The sequence below is a fragment of the Sinomicrobium weinanense genome, from assembly GCF_018863395.1.
GTDB lineage: Bacteria > Bacteroidota > Bacteroidia > Flavobacteriales > Flavobacteriaceae > Sinomicrobium > Sinomicrobium weinanense.
In genome coordinates this window covers 138,558-163,808 of sequence record NZ_JAHKRR010000009.1, presented here as the reverse complement: position 1 = coordinate 163,808, position 25,251 = coordinate 138,558, and the positions used below count along the sequence as shown (strand labels likewise).

The 25,251-nt window shown below is 41.8% G+C and carries 23 protein-coding genes; 9 read left to right on the top strand and 14 right to left on the bottom strand.

What is annotated here, in order from left to right; genetic code table 11:
• Positions 1-388: 388 nt before the first annotated feature.
• The 8 genes from KN811_RS18860 to KN811_RS18825 all read right to left on the bottom strand — a co-directional run bounded on the left by KN811_RS18860 (position 389) and on the right by KN811_RS18825 (position 9,346).
• A complete protein-coding gene (locus KN811_RS18860; protein WP_187966593.1) occupies positions 389-1,510 on the bottom strand; it encodes a glycosyltransferase in 1,122 nt (373 codons plus the stop codon).
• An 89-nt stretch (positions 1,511-1,599) separates the two neighbouring features.
• A complete protein-coding gene (locus KN811_RS18855; protein ID WP_187966592.1) occupies positions 1,600-2,724 on the bottom strand; it encodes an O-antigen ligase family protein in 1,125 nt (374 codons plus the stop codon).
• Entirely contained in the window at positions 2,705-3,739 is a 1,035-nt protein-coding gene (locus tag KN811_RS18850; RefSeq protein WP_187966591.1) for a hypothetical protein, read from the bottom strand. The genes KN811_RS18855 and KN811_RS18850 overlap by 20 nt, the downstream gene beginning before the upstream one ends.
• Positions 3,740-3,882: 143 nt before the next feature.
• Positions 3,883-5,052: a glycosyltransferase gene (locus KN811_RS22060; RefSeq protein ID WP_187966590.1), complete on the bottom strand. Its 1,170-nt coding sequence runs from the start codon at positions 5,050-5,052 to the stop codon at positions 3,883-3,885.
• A gap of 35 nt (positions 5,053-5,087) precedes the next feature.
• Positions 5,088-5,996, bottom strand: coding sequence for a glycosyltransferase family 2 protein (locus tag KN811_RS18840; protein ID WP_187966589.1), 909 nt, complete (start codon positions 5,994-5,996; stop codon positions 5,088-5,090).
• A 7-nt stretch (positions 5,997-6,003) separates the two neighbouring features.
• Positions 6,004-6,873, bottom strand: a complete 870-nt coding sequence (locus KN811_RS18835; RefSeq protein WP_223129412.1) for an ATP-grasp fold amidoligase family protein — start codon at positions 6,871-6,873, stop codon at positions 6,004-6,006.
• Between the two features lie 196 nt (positions 6,874-7,069).
• Complete coding sequence (locus KN811_RS18830; protein ID WP_187966588.1) at positions 7,070-8,323, bottom strand: oligosaccharide flippase family protein; 1,254 nt, start codon at positions 8,321-8,323, stop codon at positions 7,070-7,072.
• A gap of 6 nt (positions 8,324-8,329) precedes the next feature.
• Entirely contained in the window at positions 8,330-9,346 is a 1,017-nt protein-coding gene (locus tag KN811_RS18825; protein ID WP_187966587.1) for an NAD-dependent epimerase, read from the bottom strand.
• A 238-nt stretch (positions 9,347-9,584) separates the two neighbouring features.
• Here KN811_RS18825 and upp point away from each other — a divergent pair, with 238 nt between their 5' ends.
• Entirely contained in the window at positions 9,585-10,244 is a 660-nt protein-coding gene (gene upp / locus KN811_RS18820) for a uracil phosphoribosyltransferase (protein WP_187966586.1), read from the top strand.
• Here upp and KN811_RS18815 read toward each other — a convergent pair whose 3' ends face one another.
• Positions 10,245-11,177, bottom strand: a complete 933-nt coding sequence (locus tag KN811_RS18815) for a DUF6427 family protein (protein WP_187966585.1) — start codon at positions 11,175-11,177, stop codon at positions 10,245-10,247.
• A 77-nt stretch (positions 11,178-11,254) separates the two neighbouring features.
• Between KN811_RS18815 and KN811_RS18810 the strand changes: the two genes are divergently transcribed.
• Positions 11,255-11,485, top strand: a complete 231-nt coding sequence (locus tag KN811_RS18810) for a DUF6341 family protein (protein ID WP_187966595.1) — start codon at positions 11,255-11,257, stop codon at positions 11,483-11,485.
• A 226-nt stretch (positions 11,486-11,711) separates the two neighbouring features.
• Here KN811_RS18810 and purD read toward each other — a convergent pair whose 3' ends face one another.
• Entirely contained in the window at positions 11,712-13,004 is a 1,293-nt protein-coding gene (gene purD, locus KN811_RS18805) for a phosphoribosylamine--glycine ligase (protein WP_187966584.1), read from the bottom strand.
• 131 nt (positions 13,005-13,135) lie between these two features.
• On the bottom strand, positions 13,136-15,202 hold the full coding sequence (metG, locus tag KN811_RS18800; protein ID WP_187966583.1) for a methionine--tRNA ligase: 2,067 nt from the start codon (positions 15,200-15,202) through the stop codon (positions 13,136-13,138).
• Between the two features lie 249 nt (positions 15,203-15,451).
• On the opposite strand from metG, the gene KN811_RS18795 reads away from it, so the two are divergent.
• Entirely contained in the window at positions 15,452-16,408 is a 957-nt protein-coding gene (locus tag KN811_RS18795; RefSeq protein ID WP_247716557.1) for a S66 peptidase family protein, read from the top strand.
• 15 nt (positions 16,409-16,423) lie between these two features.
• Here KN811_RS18795 and KN811_RS18790 read toward each other — a convergent pair whose 3' ends face one another.
• Entirely contained in the window at positions 16,424-16,879 is a 456-nt protein-coding gene (locus tag KN811_RS18790; RefSeq protein ID WP_187966581.1) for a hypothetical protein, read from the bottom strand.
• A gap of 110 nt (positions 16,880-16,989) precedes the next feature.
• Between KN811_RS18790 and KN811_RS18785 the strand changes: the two genes are divergently transcribed.
• The 6 genes from KN811_RS18785 to KN811_RS18760 all read left to right on the top strand — a co-directional run bounded on the left by KN811_RS18785 (position 16,990) and on the right by KN811_RS18760 (position 24,042).
• Positions 16,990-17,349, top strand: coding sequence for a YraN family protein (locus KN811_RS18785; protein ID WP_187966580.1), 360 nt, complete (start codon positions 16,990-16,992; stop codon positions 17,347-17,349).
• Positions 17,350-17,513: 164 nt separating this feature from the next.
• Positions 17,514-18,173: an aspartate kinase gene (locus KN811_RS18780; RefSeq protein WP_187966579.1), complete on the top strand. Its 660-nt coding sequence runs from the start codon at positions 17,514-17,516 to the stop codon at positions 18,171-18,173.
• A 168-nt stretch (positions 18,174-18,341) separates the two neighbouring features.
• Positions 18,342-18,812 carry a DUF3291 domain-containing protein gene (locus KN811_RS18775; protein WP_187966578.1) on the top strand — a complete coding sequence of 157 codons (471 nt, stop codon included), beginning with the start codon at positions 18,342-18,344 and terminating at the stop codon, positions 18,810-18,812.
• Between the two features lie 183 nt (positions 18,813-18,995).
• Positions 18,996-21,839, top strand: coding sequence for a leucine--tRNA ligase (gene leuS, locus KN811_RS18770; protein ID WP_187966594.1), 2,844 nt, complete (start codon positions 18,996-18,998; stop codon positions 21,837-21,839).
• A gap of 232 nt (positions 21,840-22,071) precedes the next feature.
• Positions 22,072-23,169 (top strand): alanine dehydrogenase, encoded by a 1,098-nt coding sequence (ald, locus tag KN811_RS18765; RefSeq protein ID WP_187966577.1) that lies wholly within the window; start codon positions 22,072-22,074, stop codon positions 23,167-23,169.
• 168 nt (positions 23,170-23,337) lie between these two features.
• Positions 23,338-24,042 (top strand): zinc metallopeptidase, encoded by a 705-nt coding sequence (locus tag KN811_RS18760; RefSeq protein WP_187966576.1) that lies wholly within the window; start codon positions 23,338-23,340, stop codon positions 24,040-24,042.
• A 74-nt stretch (positions 24,043-24,116) separates the two neighbouring features.
• On the opposite strand, the gene KN811_RS18755 is transcribed toward KN811_RS18760, so the two are convergent.
• Complete coding sequence (locus KN811_RS18755) at positions 24,117-24,635, bottom strand: ferritin (RefSeq protein ID WP_187966575.1); 519 nt, start codon at positions 24,633-24,635, stop codon at positions 24,117-24,119.
• 182 nt (positions 24,636-24,817) lie between these two features.
• Positions 24,818-25,132, bottom strand: a complete 315-nt coding sequence (locus tag KN811_RS18750; RefSeq protein ID WP_187966574.1) for a hypothetical protein — start codon at positions 25,130-25,132, stop codon at positions 24,818-24,820.
• Positions 25,133-25,251: the final 119 nt, after the last annotated feature.

Here is a 25,251-nt window from a genome sequence, read left to right as displayed (position 1 = left end):
GCCCTTGGGTATGTGCCTCCGGTTGAGTACGCAAAGAAAAATCTCAGCAAGGCTAGCCTTGCTGAGATGAATCAAAAAGATGATAAAATTGTACTAACTAACAGTTCTAATTAGGGGAAGCTTACAGCATGATGTTTTAAAAACGAAAAAGTGTGCTGTAATTCAGAGATTCTTTGTAATTTCATGGATAGATAGAAAAGAAAAACCCCGTTTTTTGGCACTTTGGCCAATTTTCGGGGTTTTGTTTCTCTAATTTGCGGATTAATCCGATGAATTACAAACGTTTATTTACTTCTGAATGAGCCTTAGTAAAGTAGCAATGCACTGAGGAAGTATTAAAAAATATGAAGAATGACAAAGAAAGAAAGAAAGAAATGAATATAGTGCTCTACATTTCCCTCCCCTTTAAAAATTCTGTGTATGCATTTTCTACAAAATCTTTAATTTCCTTTTCAAAACGTTCTTTGGAAAATTTTAACGCATGTTCGTGAATCCCCTCGTAATCAAACTTTAATCGTTCAAAATATTGGACTGCATCCTTTATTGAAGTTAGGGTCTGCTCCGGAAAAAGAAGCCCGGTCTTTTCGTGAATTACCGTTTCCTTAAGCCCTCCCCTTCCATATCCGATAACAGGAGTTCCGCAGGCCTGGGCTTCCACAGGAACAATCCCAAAATCCTCTTCGGCGGCATATACAAAAGCTTTAGCATTTTGCATATAAGTCTTGAGCTCTTTATCTGAAATAAATCCTACCAGCTCAATGTTGGCTTTAGCTAACTGCGTAATTTTTTTATAATCCGGACCATCTCCTGCTACAATCAACTTTTTGTCGGGCATATCATTAAACGCACGTACAATAAGCTCCACTTTTTTATAGGGGACCATACGTGATGCCGTAAAATAGTAATCATTCTTCTTAAGTTCAAGACCAAAGAGCCCTGTATTTACTGGAGGGTAAATAACCGTAGATTCTCTACTATAAGTTTTTTTAATTCGTTGAGCGATATATTGCGAATTGGCTATAAAATGATCAACCCTGTTTGAGCTTAAAACATCCCAATTTCGCAGTTTATGCAATACATATTTAGCATATACGCCTTTTAATCCTTTTACAAGCCCTGCTTCCTCTAAATACTGATGATATAAATCCCAGGCATAGCGAACCGGAGAATGACAATAACAGATATGCAATTGGTCTTGATGTGTTAAAACGCCCTTGGCCACCGAAGATGAAGAACTTAGAATAAGGTCATAAGACCTTAAATCAAACTGCTCGATAGCATATGGAAAAAGTTGCAAAAATTTCCTGTGATTGCTTTTTGCAGTCGGTAAATTTTGTATAAAACTGGTATGAGCCCGTTTTCCGTGGAGTATTTCCTGCCGATCTTTTTCATTGAGAAAGTCTACCAAAGCATAATGGCTAAAATCATCCCATATATTATTGAATGAATGAATCACTTTTTCGGCTCCTCCATTGATGTAATACCAATCGTGTACCAGGCCTTTTTTCATCTGTTCTTTTTTTATTTGTTTTAAATAGGTCAGATGGAATGCCCAATGATCATTTCGGTTGATCTCCGAAAAATTTGGTTATGGGCATTTCATAGTATACCCCTGTTTATCTTATTTTGTTCATACAGCCTGTAGCGAATCATTTCAAAACACAACGGATAAATAGTGATCGTCCAGGCCCGATGCATTACATTTTCAACCAATGCAAAACTAAGCAGTGAGATCATAGTAAAAAATGCAAAAGAATCTTTATTCCGTATGGCTTTCCCTAAAAGTACAAGAAAAGGAATACTGAACAAAAAAACGCCTATGCCCCCCCAACTTATCAATTCTCCCAAAAATTGGTTATGTGTGTTATAATTATTGTCATAAGCCCAAAAATAGTTCACCTTGTCATGCCTGTGCTGATAATATGTTTCCCTCAAAGCATTATGCGCTTTTTCCGAGGAGCCATACCCAACCCATAAATTAAAATCATCCCGGGAGATCAATTCATCCACACTTTTCCATATTATTCTTCGGGGATCGTTCTCCAGTGTGTCAAAAAACCTGTGTTTTAACATACTTAAATTTAAAAGCATACCCCCTAATACAATAATCCCGAAAAAAAGAAGATATAATCTTTGTTGTTTTTTTCTAGAAAAGATCTCAACAGAATAATAACAAAAAAACAAGGCGACATTAAATATTGCCATTCGCGGAACAAGTAATAACAGCGTCAGGAAAAAGAAACCTACAACAAAAATATATCTTTTCTCCCTGGTCTTTATGTAAAAATAAATACTCCACAAGGTGGATAGCGATATAAAAAAACCCAAATAAGGCCGATGGATGTATATTTTTTCGATTGGATATAGAAAATACTGAGGTATAACTATCAGAGTGACCGATACTGTTCCAAAAATAAATACTTTCCACAACTTTTCTACAGAAACCCCGCTTCTTTCGGAGAACAGGGCAAGCGGAATAATAAGTAAAGGCGACATCGTGATCAGGTACTGAAATCTGCTTATATCTCCCTGAAAAATAATATAGTAAATATTGATCCCGAACAAGTAAACAACAAACAGATAGATAAAATAAGAAAAATGAACCCGTTTCTTCCCAAGGAAAAAATTTATCAGCAATACAAATAGTATTGCCGGAGAAAGATTATGCCATACCTGCGCCGTATAAGGCAATAATAGAGCAATCTTATGAAGTTTTTCTTTCATAGGTATATTTGAATCTCTTTATATAATTAAAAAAGAGATATAAAAAATAAGTGATTACAAATGTAGAAGGAATGTATACAAATCCATACCACAATACCCTTATCGGAAGGATAATAATTAATACCCCCAGGATTGCCCATATACCATATTTTGGAGAATATATATAGAATGACCTTATTAAAAGCCCAAACATCAAGCTATATATCCACCCGCCAAAGGGCCCCAGCAATACAATTCCTTCAGTAAAAAATAATCCTCCGCCGGGATTGTTAATGGTTTTTCGTAAAATTTCTGTGAAGTTATAACTCCCCCCTGCTCCTCCCCAAGGGGAGAGGGGAATAAAACTCATAACCTCATTTATCAATGGGTGAAAATTAAAACCAATATGCTTATAATAATACATTGAAGACAAATATACATGTACGACATCTGTACAGGTAGATTGAAAAAAGAGGGACCTTATTAATCGCTCTCCAAAAAAAGCGAATGTCATTTCCTTATCTTCCGCTCTTATGATCTCACCAGAAACCCCCAGGAAGAGCAATATTAAACTTGCCCATATGAATATGATGTTTTTTTGCTTTATCTTGTTTACAACAAATACCATATAGTAGACCAGGGTAAACATATTCTCTGCCCGTTCTCCCCGGGCAGATAGAAAAACAAGCAATCCTATATGAATAGCCTCCAAAAGAAAAATCCGCTTAGATGAAAGCAGAAAAAGTACGGTAAATGCCAGGTACAAGACTTGAGTATTACCTATATCTATAAGATTCCATCGGTAAGATGTCAGAAAAAATGCCCTGGGATAGCTGTTGACCGCCATGATAAAAATCAAAAAAAGTAAACAGCTTCTTAAAACAAATGAAAGTTGTAACACTTTAAAGGCAACCTGTTTATTTCTATAAGGAAATATGAGGGCTGCATAGGTTAAAAAAAAGAGATAAGCCCAATATTTAGCCTCTTCCAGGTACTCTCCATAATATTCGAGCCCATAATTATCTATAATCCACAATGATTTAAATCCGTAACTGATAAATGTTATGGGAAATAAAGGGTATAAAAAAATCAGAGTAATGATTTTTATTTTAAAATCGGACACTTTAAATAAAAACCATACCCCGGATATGAGAAATATGATGTCGAAAATAATATTCATTATATAGACCTGTATAACCTAATCAGGTTTCCTTTATAATTTTCCTTATCAAATAAATTAATATCTCTGACTTTATTAGGAACGAATTGACAGTTGCGCACTTTTTCAGAAACGTCTACTAATTCTTTTTCCCAATCATTTATTAAATAATATTGGTCTGTCATTTTAGCCAATTCTATCATTCCCCCTAGGTTTGATGCCATAACAATATTTCCCATTGCAGCCCCCTCAATAATGGATAAAGGTGCATTTTCATAGCACAGTGAAGGCAGTACCAAAATATTATTTCTTTCTAAAATACGTTTTACTTCATCTCCTTTCAAATATCCATAAAACTCTACATATTCATCTATTTTCAACGCCTTGCACAATACAATTAGATCTTCTTTCTCCTCTCCTTCTCCCAAAACATCCAAAAAGACTTTTTTGTTTTTTGTAGTAAGTTGTTTAAATGCGTGTAAAAAAGCATGCAGCCCCTTTTCCTCAGATAATCTTCCGACATAGGTATAGCGTAATTCCTCTGATGTCCCTACTTTATTATCAAAATCACCTTCCTGGTAAAAAGCTAGCGGGTTTCTTAGTACAACCGTTTTTAACCGAGTTCGCTTCTCAAATAAATTATTCATGAAAAGGCTCGGACAGATCACCAAATTAATTTCTCTTCTGACTTTTACAATATGCATGGCAAAAATCCAATGAAGTTTTTTGATAAAACTGTGAAGAGGGCCTCTATAATCCAGTCTTGAGCGGAAAAGCTGAAACAAAGTAAAATTCTCCGGAATCCGGAAAGCTTTCTTTCCTTTATATCTCAACAGCCCGGAAGATGGGTTTAGCAAATGGTAATCATGTGCCGTAAAAACTACTTTTAACTCGGGATGTTTTTTCCTATAACGACGTATACCTATAAAAACAGATGGAGATAACAGATGGTAATAATTGTGAATGTGAATGACATCTGGCATGAAATTATTCAACAAATGGCATAAGTCCTTTTTTATTTTTCTATTAAAAAAGTATGCAAATACGCTTTTAGGGCTCGTTCTTTCATTGCTCCCGTAAAATACCTCGACCTCAACATGTTGATCTTCTAGTAACAGCTCGGATGTAGTCCTAAATACATTTTCGGCACCTCCTCCTGAATAATAATCATTAATTACAAGAACTTTCACCTTTTTCAATAGCCTTAAAAAAATTAATAACTCTTTTACTTCAACGACCTGAACACAAGTTTTAGGGAATCGCGCAAAGAATATCTAAAGGACAATACGGACATGTAATATTCTTTTTTGTCAACAGCTAAATCAAAGTTAGTTAATAATGATAAAAGACTGTTGTAAACTATTTTATCTTTACTTACCAGTTTTAGCTGTTTATAGATCTCTTGTGCACTGCATCCCTGAGCATCAAATATATCCTGCATGTACCTCAATCTTGTTTGATTAGCATATTTATGTTGCAGCGAAAATTTTGACCGGGAGATTTGATCAGGGCTTTTTCTATACTTTAAAAGTTTGGTGCTTAAATTACAGACTTTTCCACAATTCAATAATTCTCGAATAATTTCATAATCCTGAGCATACCGATATGTTTCATTATACTTAATTCTACTTTGATTTAAGACACTTCTGTTCATAAACAACGAAGGATGGCACATAGGGTTCAATATGGGAAAAATTTCCCTGATCTTCTGATCTTCGAAATAAATATTTAAGCCTTTATTTACTTTTTCTCCTTTTTCATCAATAATCCAGGCATCACTGCCACAAAGAATATATTCAGGATTACTCTCCATGAAATCGTATTGCACCTGAAGCCTATGAAATATCGATATATCATCTGCATCCATCCGGGCAATATACTTTCCCCTTGCAACAGATAATCCTATATTCAAAGACCTGGTAAGCCCAATATTTTCCTCATTGTGAATTACGGTCACCCGACTTTCTTTCCTTGCATATTCAGCAAGTAATTGACGATTTAACTCTCTATGAGGATTATCATTAACAACAATAAATTCAAAATCTATAAAGCTTTGTTGAATAATGGATTGTATTGAACTTTTTAACCATTCCACAGGCTCAGAATGGATACACATAACAACGGAAATGGACATGACTCTATTAATTTTTTACCGGTAAAACCATTTTTTCTCCTAATATGTGGTCATATTCTTCAGGATTGAACTTACCCATTCCCGACTCTGAATGAAAAGTTATTTCGCCAAAATATACTTTTCCCCCAACCTCATAAAAATCAATTCTAACATAAATAAAATCCTCACTTAACGACTTAGCCAATGCAAGCATTTCATTTAGCAGGTCCGGTTTTTTTAACTCCCCGGGGTCATTCGCATATATCCACTCTACGGGTATTTTCTCCCAGTTCAGGTTATACAAATTTCTTTTGTGTTCTTTTTGCCTGTCTGTATCAACTTGTATGTATTCTACTTTTCCATTAAAGCAATGGAACTTATAATCTTTTGGAATATTATTATTATTGTCCAACAAAAGCTTCTCAACAAGAACTTTAGGACGAATATTTTTATACTGCCACTCTTTTGATATTGTATAGTAATTTCTCCTAATCCTTTTTCTAAAAAAAGATCTTATAGATTCCCAATCTGCTTTGTTTCTATCCAAGACAATCCTGTAACTGCCGCTATCGTGATTCGTTTTAATTATGACGGGGTCTTCAGGAAAATTTTCTCTATGCAGATCATTAATATTATCCGTAAAAAAATAGAGCGGAATGAGATAGTCGTTTCCTATTTTATCTGCCACATATTCCCTAACCATTACTTTATCTGCACATCTGGTATGCATTTCTGTCCTGTCATAAAGTTTTAACCATTGCAATTTTTCATTAAATGTCTTAGGATCATTAAGGTTAACTTTATATCCCAAATTTCTCTTAAACTCCTTCTTAATGAATGCTCTTTCGGATAATAATTGATATCTGTAAAAATCATACAATGCCTTTAAGGGGTTCAAAAAAGACCTGTTATTTACATAAATCTCCTTTATAAAAGACCGGATTTTCGACACATTAGTAGTATTAAATTATGAAATCACCTTGTTCTACTGAGGGTTAAATATATTATGAAGGTAATTTAAACCATTTTATAGACATTATCTTTTTTCTAGTTTCCATTTTTATGCAAAAAACACCTGGTTAAATAGAATTCAACTACAAATACGACCTTGTCTTACACATATAATATCTGTATAAAAATTCGAAAATATAAACAACAACCGCTATAATAGCAAAGGCCGTTACACTAGAAATCATGTCTAAGTAATAACATATTCCTATAAGCAACAAATAAAAAGCGGTTGTCAGGGTCATTCCCAATAATAAAAGATTATACTTTTTGAAAATAGTTAGACAATTCCTCGCCAACGGAAGTGATACAGCCAAAATTAAAGGGCATATTAACAATATTCTTATAGGTGTTGTTGCTCCTTCCAGGTTATCAGCCAAAAGAGAGATTATAGGATTTAGAAAAACATTTAAAACAACAATCAAAATAAAACAGCCTAAAAATGTATACTTAATTATCTTCTTGACAAAATTCATGTCCTTAGTTCGGGAGATCTGGGGATAAATAGATGCGTTAATAATCTCTATAGGCTTCATGATCAAAGTCATAATCTTTACACCCAGATCATATACGGCTACATCGTGCATTCCAAGAAATATTCCTATAAAAAACACATTAAATCTATCTTTAACCGAAATAATTATATTAGATGCAAAAAGTGTAGAGCTCTCTTTAAAGTACATTTTTAATTTTGAAAAAGAGGGTAGTTCAAATTTGATCCTTTCGCCAAAAAAAAGTATGTATTCACCCCATAAGCCCCCAATAAAAGCTCCTACACCATTTAAAAGCGGCACATACAAAAAATCCTCCTGTTCTCTTACAAAAACAAAAATTAAAAGTACAAATAAACTCCGGGTGCATAAATTAATAAGTGTTACATACCTTAATTTTTCAATCCCCTGAAAATACCATTGAGGAAATAACAGCTCATTAAAACAAATGGTAAAAGAATACAAATAAATTATTTCATGTTCAATATCAGCAAAATACAGAAAAGTCAATAATCCAGCTAAGGCGATCAACCATAAAAATATCTTAATTATCAGAATACTTGAGACTATTTCCGATATTAATCTTTTATCAGCTCGATGTACTGCAACACCTTGAGCTCCTGATATATCAAATCCAAAACTTATAAATATCGAACAATAAGATGTGACTGTTTGAGCAAAAATTACCACACCATATAGCTCAGCTCCTAAAACCCTAATAAGATAAGGGTAGGTGATAAGTGGAACTAATAAATTAAAAAACTGAAGCAAAGACAAGTAAGAAAAATTTGAGATGATATTTTTATACTTTACCCCAAGCTCCTTAACTTTTTTAATTTCTTTCTGCATAGAAAATTAGTTGTATTGTTGATACCACTTCTCAAATTTTTCTATACCCTTTTCAATAGTCGTTGTGGGCTTATAGTTTATTTTATCCTGTAATTTTGAAACATCAGCATAAGTAACATGCACATCTCCATCTTGCATGGGTAAAAATTCTTTGATAGCTTTCTTTCCTATACATTTTTCCAATCCGTTTATAAAGTCCATTAAATATATCGGCTGAGAGTTTCCAATATTAAATAATTCGACAGGGGGAGCCTTTTCAGAAGGTTTTTCCAAGACCTTAACAACGCCTTCTACAATATCATCTATGTAGGTAAAATCTCTTTGCATATCCCCGTTATTAAAGACTTTTATCGGCCTTCCTTCCAAAATAGCCTTGGCGAACAGCATTGGAGCCATATCCGGTCTTCCCCACGGTCCATATACCGTAAAAAAACGGAGCCCCGTAGTAGGCAAGTTATACAAATGACTATAAGAATATGCCATTAATTCATTGCTTCTTTTCGTCGCAGCATATAAACTAACCGGAGTATCTACCTTTTGTTCTTCAGAAAAGGGGATATCCGTATTATCCCCGTATACCGATGAACTTGAAGCATATACCAGATGCGCTATACCATAATGCCTGCAACATTCCAGGACATTGAGAAAGCCCACCAAATTTGATTGAGCATATTCATGCGGATTTATTATAGAGTATCTAACACCTGCCTGAGCAGCCAAATGTATAACATGAGTAAATTGCTCTTCCTTGAATAATGCTTCTAACTTTTTATAATGAGTAATATCGATTTTGGCAAATCTGTAATTATTACGATCAACACTGCACGTCACCCCCCCATGGTCATCAATCATTTGTTTTTTAATCCCCGCTTCAGCCAACCGAGCATATTTTAACTTTACATCATAATAATCATTTAAATTATCTAACCCAACAACATCATCCCCAAGTTTCAGTAAAGCATTAGCCATATAAAAACCGATAAAACCCGCTGCTCCTGTGACTAATATTTTTCGTTTGTTCATCTCTATTTTGTTATACTTTTTAAACCTGTATTTGCAAGACGCCCCACCCCCAAATCCGTTGCTTAAAAAACGGGTTTATTTGAGTTTTTCTTATTCCCGGCACCATAATTCCCTGAGCATCTCCGCGCAAAAGTACGATATTCCTCCTAAGTACAAAGGTTAATCCCTCAGCTTGTCCTGCCTACCCCTGCTCCGTACATTTTTAGTACATTTGAAGGGCACACAAACACCATACCACATGAATTTACATCATATAGGGGCACAACATTCCATACTGAATCACTTTATTGCTGAATCCCGGGACCGCCATATCCAGGCCGACCGGATGCGGTTTCGCAAAAACATGGAACGCATCGGGGAGATCCTGGGGTATGAGCTCAGTAAAACGCTTTCTTATCACAATAAATCCATTGCCACTCCCCTCGGAGCAAAAAATGTACCGCTCGTTACCGATGAAATTGTGATCTGCTCCATCCTCCGTGCAGGCATTCCTTTTCACAACGGCCTGCTCAACTATTTCGACCATGCCGAAAACGCTTTTATATCGGCTTACCGGCATCATACAGGAAACGATGATGATTTTGAGATCGTGGTGGAGTATCTTTCATCCCCTTCCCTGGAAGGAAAGACGCTACTACTGGCCGATCCTATGCTGGCTACCGGGCAGTCCCTTATAGCTGTTTATGAGGCACTCAAAAAGCTCGGAACCCCTTCCGAAATACATCTTCTGGCTGTTATCGGGGCCCAGGCGGGAATTGCGCGGGTAAAGGAACACTTCCCCACAGACACCCATCTCTGGATCGCCGCAATTGATGATGAGCTTAATGACAAAGGTTATATCGTTCCCGGACTGGGCGATGCGGGAGACCTAGCTTACGGAACCAAGTTACAACACTGATCAGGTTTGACCAATGAACAATAACGCCACAGGCAGTATTATAAACAACCACAATATGGACTCTTTCCACCATTTCCTGGTAATAAGCTGAAGATAGTTGGCCATAAGCACCGCAGCGGGGAAAAAGGTAAACACCACCTCATCGCTTTCCCTGTTATTCGAAACAGCCGCTATTCCCGTACCTACAAGCAAGGCAATGATAACCAGGAGTAGGGAAGACTGCACTCCTGTAGATTTAGCCTTGTAATTGGCAATAAAAGCCGCAAGGGATAAAAGGGTGAAAAATGCAATAAGTGCTACGGGAAGAATAAAACCTATGGTCCTGGTCTTTATACTGTAAAAATCCACAGAAAACGAGAAAACGTCCACAAACCAATCTATCCCGGTGAACCAGATAACATAAGTAGACAGCAATACTCCTACCGTGAAAATCGCCACCAAAGGGACCAGCCAGTTCCTGTAATCGCCAAAACGGTAGATCAGTATGGCGGCAAACACCACCAGCAGGAACAACAAAGCCCATTCATAAAACAGGGCCGCTACACATACCCAGAGGGACGCGTCGAATATTTTCTGCTTGATCTGTAAAAGCGACCGTATACTGATCACCCGGCGCAGTGCCAGCAACACGAACAGGTTGGCCATGATGATCTCGGAACTCCGGAATATCTGCGGAAAAAGGGTCAAAAACATGACAAAAAGCAATACTGCATAGGAATTTCCGGTGCAAAGCGCATTCTTGCGGATGATAAAGTTCGCAAGAAAAACACTGAAAACGATCGCCAGGAAAACCCCGGCATAGGAGAAAAATACGGGAACGGTCCACCCCGTATCATAAAGATAAATTTGTGTAATCCAGTAGAAAAAACCCAAATACAGGGAAATCAACAAAAAATTTATGGGTTTCGCCCGGTTAAAAAAACTGGAAATCATCTTGTGTTTTTATATATTTATGACGTAAAAAACGTAAATTTGCAGCGTAAATATAGTATAACTTTTACCTTTTAATGATGAAAGATTTTTTTGAAGGCATTCAATACCTGTTTGAAGATATACTCTTTGTACCTATCCATGCATTGCGCAAACTGGAACTGGAAAGCTGGTGGGCAGCAAACACATTGAACTGGATATTTATGATTATCTGTATGGTTGCCCTTGTTTACTGGGTACTTCAACTCAAAAAATTCAACGACGCCGGCGAAGAGGACAAGAGTGTTTCTGCACATTCCTTTTTAAAGTAATACAAGACAAAATAAAAAAACCGTCTCAGAAGTGATGTTTACGTCAACCTGAACTTTTACCCTGAGCTTGCCTGCACTGAGCATGGTTGAAGGGTTGTTTCAGGTTCTCATCCCGGTTGTCCGATCAGCAGGATGGGATGCTGAAACACTTCGATTGTACTCAGTACAAGCAAGTTCAGCATGACGACGCTTTACAGTACTTTTGAGACGGTTTTATTATGCTTTCTTACAGGTCAAAACCTATATCCTTTCTGTAATACATTTTATCAAAACGCAGTTTCCCCATGTTTTGATAGGATCTTTGCAGCGCTTCTTTAAAATCCTTTCCATACGAAGTTACCGCAATGACCCGGCCCCCGTTTGTCACGGTACTGCCATCCTTTAACACGGTTCCCGCATGAAAGACCAGGGAATCTTTGATCGTATCCGTTCCCGTAACTTCCTTTCCTTTCTCATACGCTTCCGGATATCCTCCTGATACTGCCATTACGGTAGTGGCTGCCCTTTCATCAATATCGAGTTCTATACTGTCCAGGGTTCCGGATTTTACTGCTTTAAAAATATCCACCAGGTCGGTCTTTACCCTGGGGAATACCACTTCGGTCTCCGGGTCACCCATACGCACATTGTATTCTATGACATAGGGGGCGTTGCCCACTTTTATCAATCCGATAAAGATAAAGCCCTTATATGGCAGTTCATCCTTTTGCAGGCCCGAAACGGTTGGCTTTACAATGCGTTCTTCTATCTTCCTTACAAAATCTCCATCGACAAACGGCACCGGGGACACTGCTCCCATACCACCTGTATTCAGGCCCGTATCTCCCTCTCCTATCCTTTTGTAATCTTTGGCCATAGGAAGGGTTAGGTAGTTTTTACCATCGGTCACCACAAAACAGCTAAGTTCTATTCCGCTTAAGAACTCCTCGATCACCACCTTGGCGCTGGCATTGCCGAATTTGGCTTCCACCAGCATATTTTTAAGTTCTTCTTTGGCTTCTTCGAGATCGTTTAATATCAACACCCCTTTTCCGGCTGCCAGTCCGTCTGCTTTCAGCACATAAGGAGGGTTCAGCTTTTCCAGGAATGCATATCCTTCTTCCAGCTGCTCTTTGGTAAAACTCTCATAGGCCGCAGTAGGAATACTGTGCCGCGTCATAAATTCCTTGGCAAACTCCTTGCTTCCCTCCAGTTGGGCTGCCTGTTTTTGCGGGCCTATTACAGCTACATCACTCAGTTCCGGGTCGTTCAGGAAATAATCGTGCACTCCTTTCACCAGAGGGTCCTCAGGGCCTACCACTACCATTTCTATGTTCTCCCTGAGCACCAGCTCTTTTATGGCATCAAAATCCGTAGCAGTGATAGCCACATTGGTCACCATTCCTCCGGAAGCCAGTTCTGTCCCGGCCGTTCCGGCATTCCCCGGAGCTACAAACAGCCGTTCTGCTTTTTTGCTCTGTGCTATTTTCCATGCAAAGGTGTGTTCTCTTCCTCCTGATCCCAGTATTAAAATGTTCATTTGTTTGTTGTTTATGGTTTTATAGCCGGGAGAAATCCCCCTCTGCCTCTACTTCGACTGCGCTCAGCAACCGCGGCATCTCCCCCTGGGGGGAGAACATTATCTCTTTAACTTTATACGATCTTCCGGAATCAGGAAATGGTTTCCCCGTTTTCCACAACATCGTCAGGATTGAGAAAAACCAGTTTTCCGGCGGAATCCTGTGTCATCAGTATCATTCCCTGGCTTTCCACGCCGCGCAGTTTTCTCGGGGCCAGGTTTACCAGTACCGTTACTTTTTTACCGATAATATCCTCGGGTTTAAAACTGCCGGCAATTCCGGAAACTATGGTTCTCACATCCAGTCCGGTGTCTACCTTCAAAATCAGCAGTTTATCGGCCTTTTTCATTTTTTCCGCTTCCACAATGGTGCCTACGCGCATGTCCAGCTTGGCAAAATCCTCGTAGGAGATCGTTTCCTTTTGAGGAGGCAGGTCGTTATTATCGCTTTTGTTCTCCTGTTTGGTCTGCTCCAGGCGTTCCAGTTGTTTTTCTATTTCCTTGTCCTCTATTTTGCTAAAGAGCAGTTCTGCCTTGTTGATCTTATGTCCTGCGGGAAGCAGGTCATCGGCACCTGTAACGGCATCCCAGGGAGCAGTTTCATCCAAGGTGGGGCGGCCCAGCATTTGTTGCAGTTTTTTAGCCGTAAACGGCAGGAATGGCTCACTCAATACGCTCAGCATTCCGGCAACCTGTAAGGCCACATACATAATGGCCTTTACCCTTTCCGGGTTATCTTTTGCGATCTTCCAGGGCTCTTCGTCCGCCAGGTATTTATTTCCGAGCCGCGCTACATTCATCAGCTCACTTAAGGCTTCCCGGAAGCGGTAGCGTTCTATCGAAGCAGCGATGGTCTCCGGATATTTCTTCAGTTCGGCAAGAGCGGTCTTATCTGTTTCCGCAAGATCTCCCGGTTGGGGGACAATGCCTTCGTAATATTTATTGGTGAGCACTACTACACGGTTGACAAAATTACCGAAGATCGCCACCAGTTCGTTGTTGTTCCTGGCCTGGAAATCCTTCCAGGTAAAATCGTTGTCTTTCGTCTCCGGCGCATTGGCGGTAAGTGTGTAGCGCAATACATCCTGTTTCCCCGGAAAATCCTCCAGGTATTCGTGCAACCATACCGCCCAGTTCTTCGAGGTAGACAGCTTGTTGCCTTCGAGGTTCAGGAATTCGTTGGCCGGAACATTATCGGGCAGAATATAGCTGCCTTCCGCCTTGAGCATGGACGGGAAAATAACACAGTGAAACACAATGTTGTCTTTCCCGATAAAGTGTACCAGCTTGGTCTGCTCGTCTTTCCAGTAGGGCTCCCAGTTTTTTCCTTCCCTTGCTGCCCATTCTTTGGTAGACGAAATATAACCGATAGGTGCATCAAACCACACATAGAGCACCTTTCCTTCCGCCCCTTCCACAGGTACGGGGATCCCCCAGTCCAGGTCGCGGGTCACGGCACGGGGCTTCAGCCCGTCGTCTATCCACGACTTTACCTGTCCGTAAACATTGGGCTTCCAGTCGTTCTTATGCCCTTTTAATATCCACTCCCTCAAAAAACCATCGTATTGATCGAGCGGAAGGAACCAATGCCTCGTTTCTTTTAATATGGGTTTGGTTCCGGTAATGGTCGATTTCGGGTTAATCAGGTCTGTGGCATTCAAAGAAGTACCGCAGTTTTCGCACTGGTCGCCATAAGCCTCTTCATTGCCGCATTTCGGACAGGTTCCGATGACAAAACGGTCGGCCAGGAACTGCCCGGCCTTCTCATCGTATAATTGTTCGGTAACTTCTTCTATAAATTTTCCGTCGTCATACATTTTCCGGAAGAAATCCGAGGCCGTTTTATGATGGATCTCTGCCGAAGTACGGGAATAATTGTCAAACGAAATACCGAAATCCGCAAAGGATTTTTTGATGATCGTGTGGTATTTATCGATAATTTCACGCGGCGAGATCCCTTCTTTCCTGGCCCGCATGGAAATTGCCACCCCGTGTTCATCGCTTCCGCAGATAAAGGCAACCTCTCTTCCCCGCAACCTCAGGTAGCGGGAATAAATATCGGCAGGGACATACACCCCGGCCAGGTGGCCTATGTGTATAGGGCCGTTGGTATACGGCAGTGCAGATGTAATTGTATAGCGCTTTGGGAGCTGTGGCATAATATATTCTTTTCTTGTTTCGTCAATCTAAAATATAAGCCGGCACCTGTTTTTCAGGTCAATACAAGAGGTTTCACTCCTCAAAATCCTGAACCCGGCCGGATTAGTGTGCAAAAATAAGCATTAGGATGGATTAGACCTTAAAAATCGGGAAATCGTGTACCTGTTTCCCGACTTATTTGTTATTTTGCTGCAACATTATTAATTACACCTGTATTGAACATGCTCAGACCCATCAAACATTCTTTATTGTTTTTACTGTTGTTTTTTACCATGCTGGAAAGCTATTCTCAGACTCCGATCACTTTTCCTCTTTACCTTCAGAAAGGTGATACGGTAGCCATCGTAGCAACGGCAAGAAGTTTTCAACCCGAAGACCTCGGGCCGGCTATGGACTCCCTGCGAAAATGGGGGCTTAAGGTGGTACTCGGAAAAACCATCGGCCCTGAATATCACCAACTCGCAGGGACAGACAAGGCCAGGGCCCGGGACCTGCAAAACATGCTGGACAACCCGAGTATAAAAGCCATCTGGGCCGCCCGGGGCGGATACGGAACCGTCCGTATCGTGGATATGCTCGATTTTACCAAATTCAGGAAAAACCCCAAATGGATCATAGGATACAGCGATGTTACCGTACTGCACAGCCATATCCACAATATGGGTATAGCCACCCTGCATGCCACCATGCCCATCAACGTAAAAAGGAATTCTGAAGAAGCCATACAGAGTTTTAAACGGGCATTGTTTGGCAAAGGCCTCAAATACACCGTACCTTCACGTGTACAAAACCGTATGGGTGCGGCAGAAGGGCAATTGACAGGTGGCAACCTCTCCATTCTTTACAGCCTGCTGGGTTCTCCTTCGGCCATACAAACGGACGGAAAGATCTTGTTTATCGAAGATCTTGACGAATACCTCTATCACATAGACCGGATGATGATGAACCTCAAGCGCAACGGGTATTTCGACAACCTGAAAGGCCTTATCATAGGCGGAATGACCAAAATGCACGACAACAGCACGCCCTGGGGCAAAGACGCCATAGGGATCGTCAGGGAAATTGCCGATGCTTATGACTTTCCGGTCTGTTTCGACTTCCCCGCAGGGCATATGGAAGACAACCGGGCGCTTATTATGGGCAAAAAAGTAAAGTTGACCGTAAACAAGGATACCGTTTCTCTTGAATTTGAAGACCGTAAATAAACACGGAGCAAAAAGCTACTTTTCCAGTTCCACCGTTATCGTAAAACTTCCGGTCCACGGCTCTCCGGCCATCATATTCTCACCGACCGACAGGGTGTATGTCCCGGCCTGTTCCAGCTCGTAATTCAGCGTCCTGCCAAAAGGGCCATCTGCCGAACCATCCGGGAAAAATATCTGGGTGAACCGGATGTTGGCCATGGTATCCTGCGATATCAGTTTTGCCGATAGCTTTCCCGGGCCGTCGGTTTTAAAGACAAAGTATTTATTTGCCCTTTCTTCTTTCTGCACCTCTCCCGAAACAAAGCCCTTGCCCAGGGACAATGCTAAGGTATCGCGGGAGATCTTTTCCACCCCTGCCGACGTCTTTTCTACTGATCTCCCCTGTTTTTCAGCCTTTGGTTTACCGGAACATGCTATAATGAACAAAGAGAACAAAATACTCCCTGCAATAATGATTTTTCGCATATTCATGACAAAAATTTTTATAAAAGTACAAATAAAACAAAGACGACATTTGAAAGCATAACAACCTACTATTCCGTTTTTTCCTTAACTTTACGTGTAAGGCAGCAAACAAAAACATGGCAGAACACAATGAATTCGGCAAAAAGGGGGAAGACCTGGCTACGGCGTACTTACAGAATGAAGGATATCAAATACTAAAACGCAATTATACCTTCAAAAAAGCCGAAATAGATATTATTGCCCAAAAAGAAAATATTCTCTCCATAGTAGAAGTAAAGGCCCGGAGTTCGACAGATTTTCAAAATCTGCAAGACGCCGTGAACAAAAAGAAAATACAACAGATCGTCAAGGCCACAGACCATTATATTGTTACAAATAATATCGAAAAGGAAGTAAGATTTGATATTATAGCCATCACCGGAAAAGACAAAAATTATACCCTGGAGCACCTGGAAGATGCCTTTTATCATTTCTAACCCCCTTACGATCGCCCTTCTGCGAAACAGAATAACGATTTTTCCTGTTCCGATACCGAAAAAAGACCTGCTATAAAAAAATATTCGAAATTTATTTTCACTACTGTTTGTTTTAAATAAAACAATTTGTTAATTTAGCCACTGTAAACCAAAACCATTCCAAGATGAAAACGATTTCTTCCGTAGTTGAGAATTACATCAAGACAAAACCCTTTCTTCAAAGCGCTCTTGCTCAGGGCATTATTAATTTAACATCGCTTTCCAGGATCATCGGTCCGGAAATTGAAGAACAATTGGGTAAAGAAGTGAGGAGCGGAGCTGTTGTTATGGCGCTAAAACGTTTATCCACCGATATGGAGTTTCGCGCCACACACAAAATTCTCAAAGTGCTTAAAAACATAGGAGAGATCACGGTACGATCGTCCCTGACGGACTACACCTTCTTCCTGTCTGACAGTATACTGAACAGCCAGGCCAATCTCCTCAAGGAAGTAAACAAGAACAAGGATGCCTTTTACACTTCATCCAGAGGGGTCAACGAAACCAATATTGTGGTCAGCAATTCCCTGAACACTATGGTAGAGTCGCTTTTCCGGGAAGAAAAAATGACACAGAAAGTAGAGGACCTCGCCTCTATTACGGTAAAACTTCCCGAAGAGAACGTAGTCATTCCCGGGATATATTACTTTATATTTCAGCGACTTGCATGGGAAGGTATCATCCTGCACGAAGTGATCTCCACCACCAACGAATTTACCATTATTGTAGGTGAAGGACAAATAGACAAGGCCTTCAAAGTGATCAAGGACCTGAAAAACCTGTAAATCCTAAACAGATATATACCCGCCATTACACCAAACAACCTCATCATCCCCCTTTTTTAGCCTGAAACTCCCGTCCCTGGCAATTTGATAACGGACTATTTTAGGTATTCTCCGTTTTGTTTAGTATTTTGCTCTCCGATTCACTTTCCATTTCAAAAAGCAAAATCTATGCAACTAGCCCAGGTTAACATCGCCCGTATGAAAGGGACGATAGACAGTCCCGTAATGGCCGATTTCGTGGCCAACCTCGACCGTATCAATACCCTTGCCGAAAACAGCCCCGGTTTTGTTTGGCGCCTTAAAGACGATGGCAATAATGCCACTTCCATGAAGATCTATGATGACGATTACATCATCGTCAATATGTCCGTCTGGACTGATATTGATTCCCTTTTCCGCTATGTCTACCATTCTGATCATGTGGAGATCTTTAAACGGAAAAAGGAATGGTTTCACAAGATGCAGGAAATGCACATGGCCATGTGGTATATAGAAGACGACTTATACCCCTCTGTATCCGATGCCCGCGAACGGCTGGAACACATCCGGGAACACGGGGAAACACCCTATGCCTTTACTTTTAAGAACAGATTTTCTCCAGCCCCCTCCTCCTCGGCTCCGCTCGGGGACCGGGCATAGATTTGATCTGATTCCCCAGGCTAAAGAAAAAGTTCATCTCCGGTTCCCAAGCAGCGGCCCCTGAGCTGAGTCGAAGGGAGTCGAGGGATTGCCTGTTTCGTTCAATAACTGTATTTTTGCGCATCAATCATATCTGAATCAGCAAAAAAACATCCCGTGAAAAACGAAACGGGCCATACACATATGAAGTACGACCACAACGCCATCGAAACCAAATGGCAGCAGTATTGGAAAGAAAACAAAACTTTTAAAGCCGAAAATCCCGGTTCGGCCGGGGTTGACAAGCCCAAATATTATGTGCTGGACATGTTCCCCTACCCTTCCGGAGCCGGATTGCACGTAGGGCATCCGCTGGGATATATTGCCTCCGACATCTATGCGAGGTACAAGCGCCACCAGGGATTTAATGTACTCCACCCGATGGGATACGATTCGTTTGGCCTTCCTGCAGAACAATATGCCATACAGACCGGCCAGCATCCGGCGCTCACTACCGAAACCAATATTAAGCGATACCGGGAGCAGTTGGACAAGATCGGATTCTCGTTCGACTGGAGCCGTGAGGTACGTACCTCCAACCCTGACTATTACCGATGGACCCAATGGATATTTATTCAGCTATTCAATTCGTGGTACAATAACGACACCGGTAAGGCGGAGGATATTTCTATCCTGGTGCAAAAATTTGAAGCCGGTGGAAATACCGGGATAAACGCCGTATGTGACAATGACACAGAGCCTTTTACCGCAGACGAATGGCGCAATTTTTCAGAGGAAGATCAACAAAAAATACTCCTGAAATACAGGCTTACTTACCTGGCCGAGACCGAAGTGAACTGGTGCCCCGCACTGGGGACCGTACTCGCCAATGACGAGATCGTGAACGGTGTATCCGAACGCGGCGGCCATCCCGTAGTACGAAAAAAAATGACCCAGTGGAGCATGCGTATCACGGCCTATGCAAAACGTTTATTGGAAGGATTGGACCGTATAGACTGGCCCCAGCCTTTAAAAGATGCACAGACCAACTGGATAGGCCGGTCCGAAGGGGCTGAAGTAAAATTCAAGGTAAAAGGTACGGCATTCGAAATTCCCGTTTTCACTACCCGTCCCGATACCATATTCGGCGTCAGTTTTATGACCCTGGCACCGGAACACGAGCTGGTACGTGAGATCACTGCTCCCGAACAAAAAGAAGCTGTGGAAGCCTATATCGAAGCCACTGCAAAACGCAGTGAACGTGACCGTATGGCCGATGTAAAGACCATTTCGGGAGTTTTTACCGGGGCTTATGCCGAACATCCGTTTACCAAAGAACCCGTTCCTGTCTGGATAGGCGATTACGTACTGGCCGGGTATGGAACGGGTGCCGTCATGGCTGTCCCTTGCGGAGATCAGCGCGATTATGATTTTGCAAAACACTTTGATATCCCCATCCCGAACATTTTTAAGGATGTGGATATTTCAGAAGCTGCTTACAGCGAGAAAAACGGAACGGTCATAGCCAATTCCGATTTTCTGAATGGGTTGTCTTATGAAGAAGCTACCAAAAAGGCTATCGAAAAGCTGGAAAGCATAAATGCAGGCCAGGGAAGGATAAACTATCGCCTGCGCGATGCCGTATTCAGTCGGCAGCGTTACTGGGGCGAGCCTTTCCCGGTGTATTATGTGAATGGGCTGCCACAAATGATCGGTGTGGAACACCTGCCCCTAAAGCTACCCGAAGTAGAAAAATACCTCCCCACAGAAACCGGGGAACCACCCCTGGGCAATGCCAGAACCTGGGCCTGGGATACCGAAAAAAATGAAGTGGTGAGCAATGATCTCATCGATCACAAGACTGTATTCCCCCTTGAGTTGAACACCATGCCGGGCTGGGCCGGGAGCTCCTCGTACTTTAACCGTTATATGGATGCTCATAACCAGGACGAATTTGCCTCGCAGGAAGCCCTCAACTACTGGAAAGACGTAGACCTGTATATCGGCGGTAGCGAACACGCCACCGGGCACCTGTTGTATGCCCGTTTCTGGCAGAAATTCCTGTTTGACAAGGGACTGCTCCCGGTAGATGAATTTGCCAAAAAACTCATTAACCAGGGGATGATCCTGGGGACCAGCACTTTTGTTTACAGGATCAAAGGTTCCAACACCCTTATTTCGAAAAACAAGATTCAAGGCCGGGAAACAGAGCCTATCCACGCCGACGTTTCCCTGGTCAACGCCTCGGACGAACTGGATGTGGAAGCCTTCAAGGAATGGCGCCCGGAATTCAGGGACGCCGAATTTATTCTGGAAGATGGTAAATATATTGTAGGCCGCGAGGTGGAAAAAATGTCCAAGTCCAAATACAATGTGGTCAATCCCGATGATATTTGTGAACAATACGGAGCAGACACCCTGCGTATGTATGAAATGTTCCTCGGCCCGCTCGAGCAGGCCAAGCCATGGAACACCGCCGGCATTACCGGCGTACACGGCTTCCTGAAAAAATTGTGGAAGCTCTACCATTCCCCCCTCGAGGGGGGCCAGGGGGATGTTTTCCACGTATCGGACGACCCCGCTTCCAAAGAAAACCTGAAAACCCTGCATAAAACCATCAAAAAGGTAGTGGAAGACATTGAGAATTTTTCCTTTAATACTTCCGTATCATCCTTTATGATCGCTGTAAATGAGCTTACAGCACAGAAATGCAATTCCCGGGAGGTTCTGGAACCTCTGGCGATCATTATTTCGCCATATGCACCACATATCGCCGAGGAATTGTGGGAAAGACTGGGACACCAAGGGTCTGTAGCTTTTGCCCCCTTCCCGGAATTTGAAGAAAAATATCTGGTGGAAAGCAGCAAGGAATATCCCGTTTCCTTTAACGGCAAAATGCGCTTTAAACTGGATCTTCCGCTGGACATGAGCACCGAAGAGATGGAAAAAATTGTCCTGGCACACGAAAAGACGCAGGAACAGCTTCAGGGAAGGACACCGAAGAAGATCATTATCGTCCCCGGAAAGATCATTAATATTGTGGGGTAAAGGAAATTCTATTCTCACTATCAGGAGTGCCATCGAGATCTCTTAACAAGATAAACTTCTCGGCCTCAATGTCGCTGGCTGTTAAGTTTCTCCAGAGATATCCGCAATCAAAATTTTTCAATACAAAGGGAGTATTTTTTCGTAATAGCGAAATAGCTCCCTTTCTTTTTGCGTATAATTTTACACTTTTCTTACGTCAAACTCCTAATTTAAAGTGCAAAACACGCACATTATGAACATAGGGGTACCCAAAGAGATCAAGAACAATGAAAACAGGGTGGGAATTACGCCTGCCGGGGTTTTCGAACTGGTAAAGAACCGCCACACCGTTTACATTCAAGCCACTGCCGGAGAGGGAAGTGGCTTTTTTGATGCGGATTACGAAGCCGTCGGAGCTGTTATTCTTCCTACTATCGAGGAAGTATATGCCCAAAGCGAAATGATCGTCAAAGTCAAAGAGCCTATTGAAGAGGAATATCCGTTAATAAGGGAAGAGCAGGTAGTTTTCACCTACTTCCACTTTGCATCGAGTGAGGCCCTGACAAGGGCCATGCTCAAGAGCGGGGCCACCTGCATTGCTTACGAGACCGTGGAAGACACTGACGGGAGTCTGCCGCTACTTACTCCCATGTCGGAAGTTGCAGGGCGAATGGCCATACAGCAGGGCGCCAAATACCTGGAAAAACCCATCAAGGGAAGAGGTGTGCTCCTGGGAGGCGTTCCCGGGGTACCTCCCGGAAAGGTCCTTGTACTCGGAGCCGGAACTGTAGGCATGCAGGCCGCTAAAATGGCGGCAGGACTCGGGGCACATGTGACTATCCTGGATATCAATATGAAACGTTTGCGGTATGTCAACGACATTATGCCCAGCCATGTGGTTACCGAATTCTCCAGCGAATACAATATAAGAAAACACATAAGGACCCACGACCTCATCATAGGGGGTGTCCTCATCCCCGGGGCCAAGGCCCCAAGCCTCATTACACGTGATATGCTTACGGAAATGCGCCCCGGAACCGTGATCGTGGATGTTGCGGTTGATCAGGGCGGATGTATCGAAACCACCAGACCCACCACTCACGAAGATCCCACCTATATCATTGACGATGTGGTGCATTATTGTGTGGCCAATATGCCCGGTGCTGTACCTTATACTTCCACCGTTGCCCTTACCAACGTTACCCTGTCCTATGTACTGGCACTGGCCAATAATGGCTGGGAAAAGGCCTGCAGAAACAATCCGGCGCTTGCAAAAGGGGTAAACATCGTCAACGGCGAGCTCACCTATGATGGCATTGCAGAAGCCTTTGGCTGGGAAACTGCGGTATGACCGGAACTGACAAAAGTTCATTCCGCAGGCATGAAATACTAAAATATTCTTAATTCTCTACCCGGTCATTTTCATTTGGCCGGGTTTTTGTTTTTCTTTCCGAAAGTGTTTCCGGCAAGTATGGAAACAGAAAATTTCGTAATTTTATAAAAACAAAAACTCTGGAATATGGGAGGCTATTTAGGATATTATGTAATTATCGGAGGTATAGCGCTGATAAGCTGGCTGGTGAGCAATAAGTTGAAGAGCAAGTTCAAATATTACTCAAAAGTACACTTGCGCAATGGAATGAGCGGGGCCGAGATCGCTGAAAAAATGCTGTCCGACCACGGGATATACGATGTAAAGGTCATATCCACTCCCGGTAGGCTTACCGACCATTACCACCCGGTAAAAAAGACTGTGAACCTCAGTGAAGCTGTATACAGCCAACGCAATGCAGCGGCGGCGGCAGTTGCCGCTCACGAATGCGGGCATGCTGTTCAGCACGCCAAGGCCTATCAATGGTTGCAATTGCGTTCCAAGCTGGTACCAGTGGTAAGTGTTTCTTCAGGAATGTCGCAATGGCTTATTATCGGTGGGCTTATTCTGGGCGCGGCTTCAGGTTCCATGATAGGTTTTACCGTTGCGATCGTAGGACTTGTACTTATGGCCCTGGCTACATTATTCAGCTTTATAACCCTTCCGGTCGAATACGACGCCAGTAACAGGGCACTCGCCTGGCTGAAGAACAAGAATATGCTCAGCCCCCAGGAATACAAAGGGGCCGAAGATTCCCTGAAATGGGCTGCAAGAACTTATCTCGTAGCTGCTATCGGTTCACTGGCCATGTTGCTGTATTGGGCACTGCGTGTACTCGGGTCGAGAAATTAAACGATATATCAATATATAAACGAAAAAAGGCGGTGTTTAAACCGCCTTTTACTTTTTTTGATCTTATTCCCCGATTATCCCTTAATAGTCGGTATACGCTCGTCTATGAGTTTCAGCGCAATACCATCGGTGCCCATCAGTTCAAAAAGGTCGAGGGCTTTTCTCATGGTCTGTTCTTCTTCCATTTGTTCCTTAACGAACCATTGCAGGAAATTTTCCGTAGCCAGGTCATTTACCTTTCTACATTTCAACACAATATTGTGAATGGACTTGGTAATGTTGATCTCCTGCCCAAGGGCAGATTCGAAGATCTCTTCCAGCGAATTGTAATCATGTGGAATGTTACTCACTTCCGGAGAATAGGAAGTTCCGCCGTTGTCATTGATAAACCTGAAGATCTTCATCATGTGTTCCCGTTCTTCTTCGGCCTGGTCGTAGAAAAATTTGGCACTGTTGTTCAGCGCATTGTGGTCGCACCACGAGGCCATGGCCAGGTATATGGAAGATGAATGCGCCTCCTTGGCGATCTGCTCGTTGAGCATGTCCATTACATCTACGTTTATACTTAATTTTTGTCTTACTAAATCTTTCATCGCTCTGATTTTTTATTTTCGCTGTCTTTAAGAAACTTAAACAGTTTCTAAATCGCTGATCTCTTTGATCAAAGTTACGAAAAATAAAACCTAACTTCTTAATACACAGGGAATTTAGAACCGGTCTAAGACTAAATATAAATAAGAAAAATAAATACGTCAGGAATTTGAAGAACGGGGCATTAAACCGTAACCAGAGTATGAAGTTCCGACATAGTAAATATGCCCTGTATAAACATTTTAAGGTCAACGACTTCCAGGGTATCAAGGACAAAGAGATGTTCCCTGTTACAAAGTGTAAGTATCTCTATTCCGTGGCGGTTCAGTTCCGCATCGAAATGCGCGTCCAGATCAATGGCGAGTATCTTTTGCCGGAAAGCCAGTAACTGGCAAAAGGACATCTTTATCCTCCTGTCCTGGATATCCACAAAAAAACAACGCCCCTTCTTCGACTGATACGCTGCGTAATACCTGGATTTAAATAATACTGTCTCCATTTCGGAGGCGAAAATAATTATTATTTAGAATAAATACAAAGAGATTGACAGTTTTTAACATAAGGAGGAAATGAAGTTATTAAAAAATTACAAGTCGCAGGTTACAAGTTCCGGGTTGT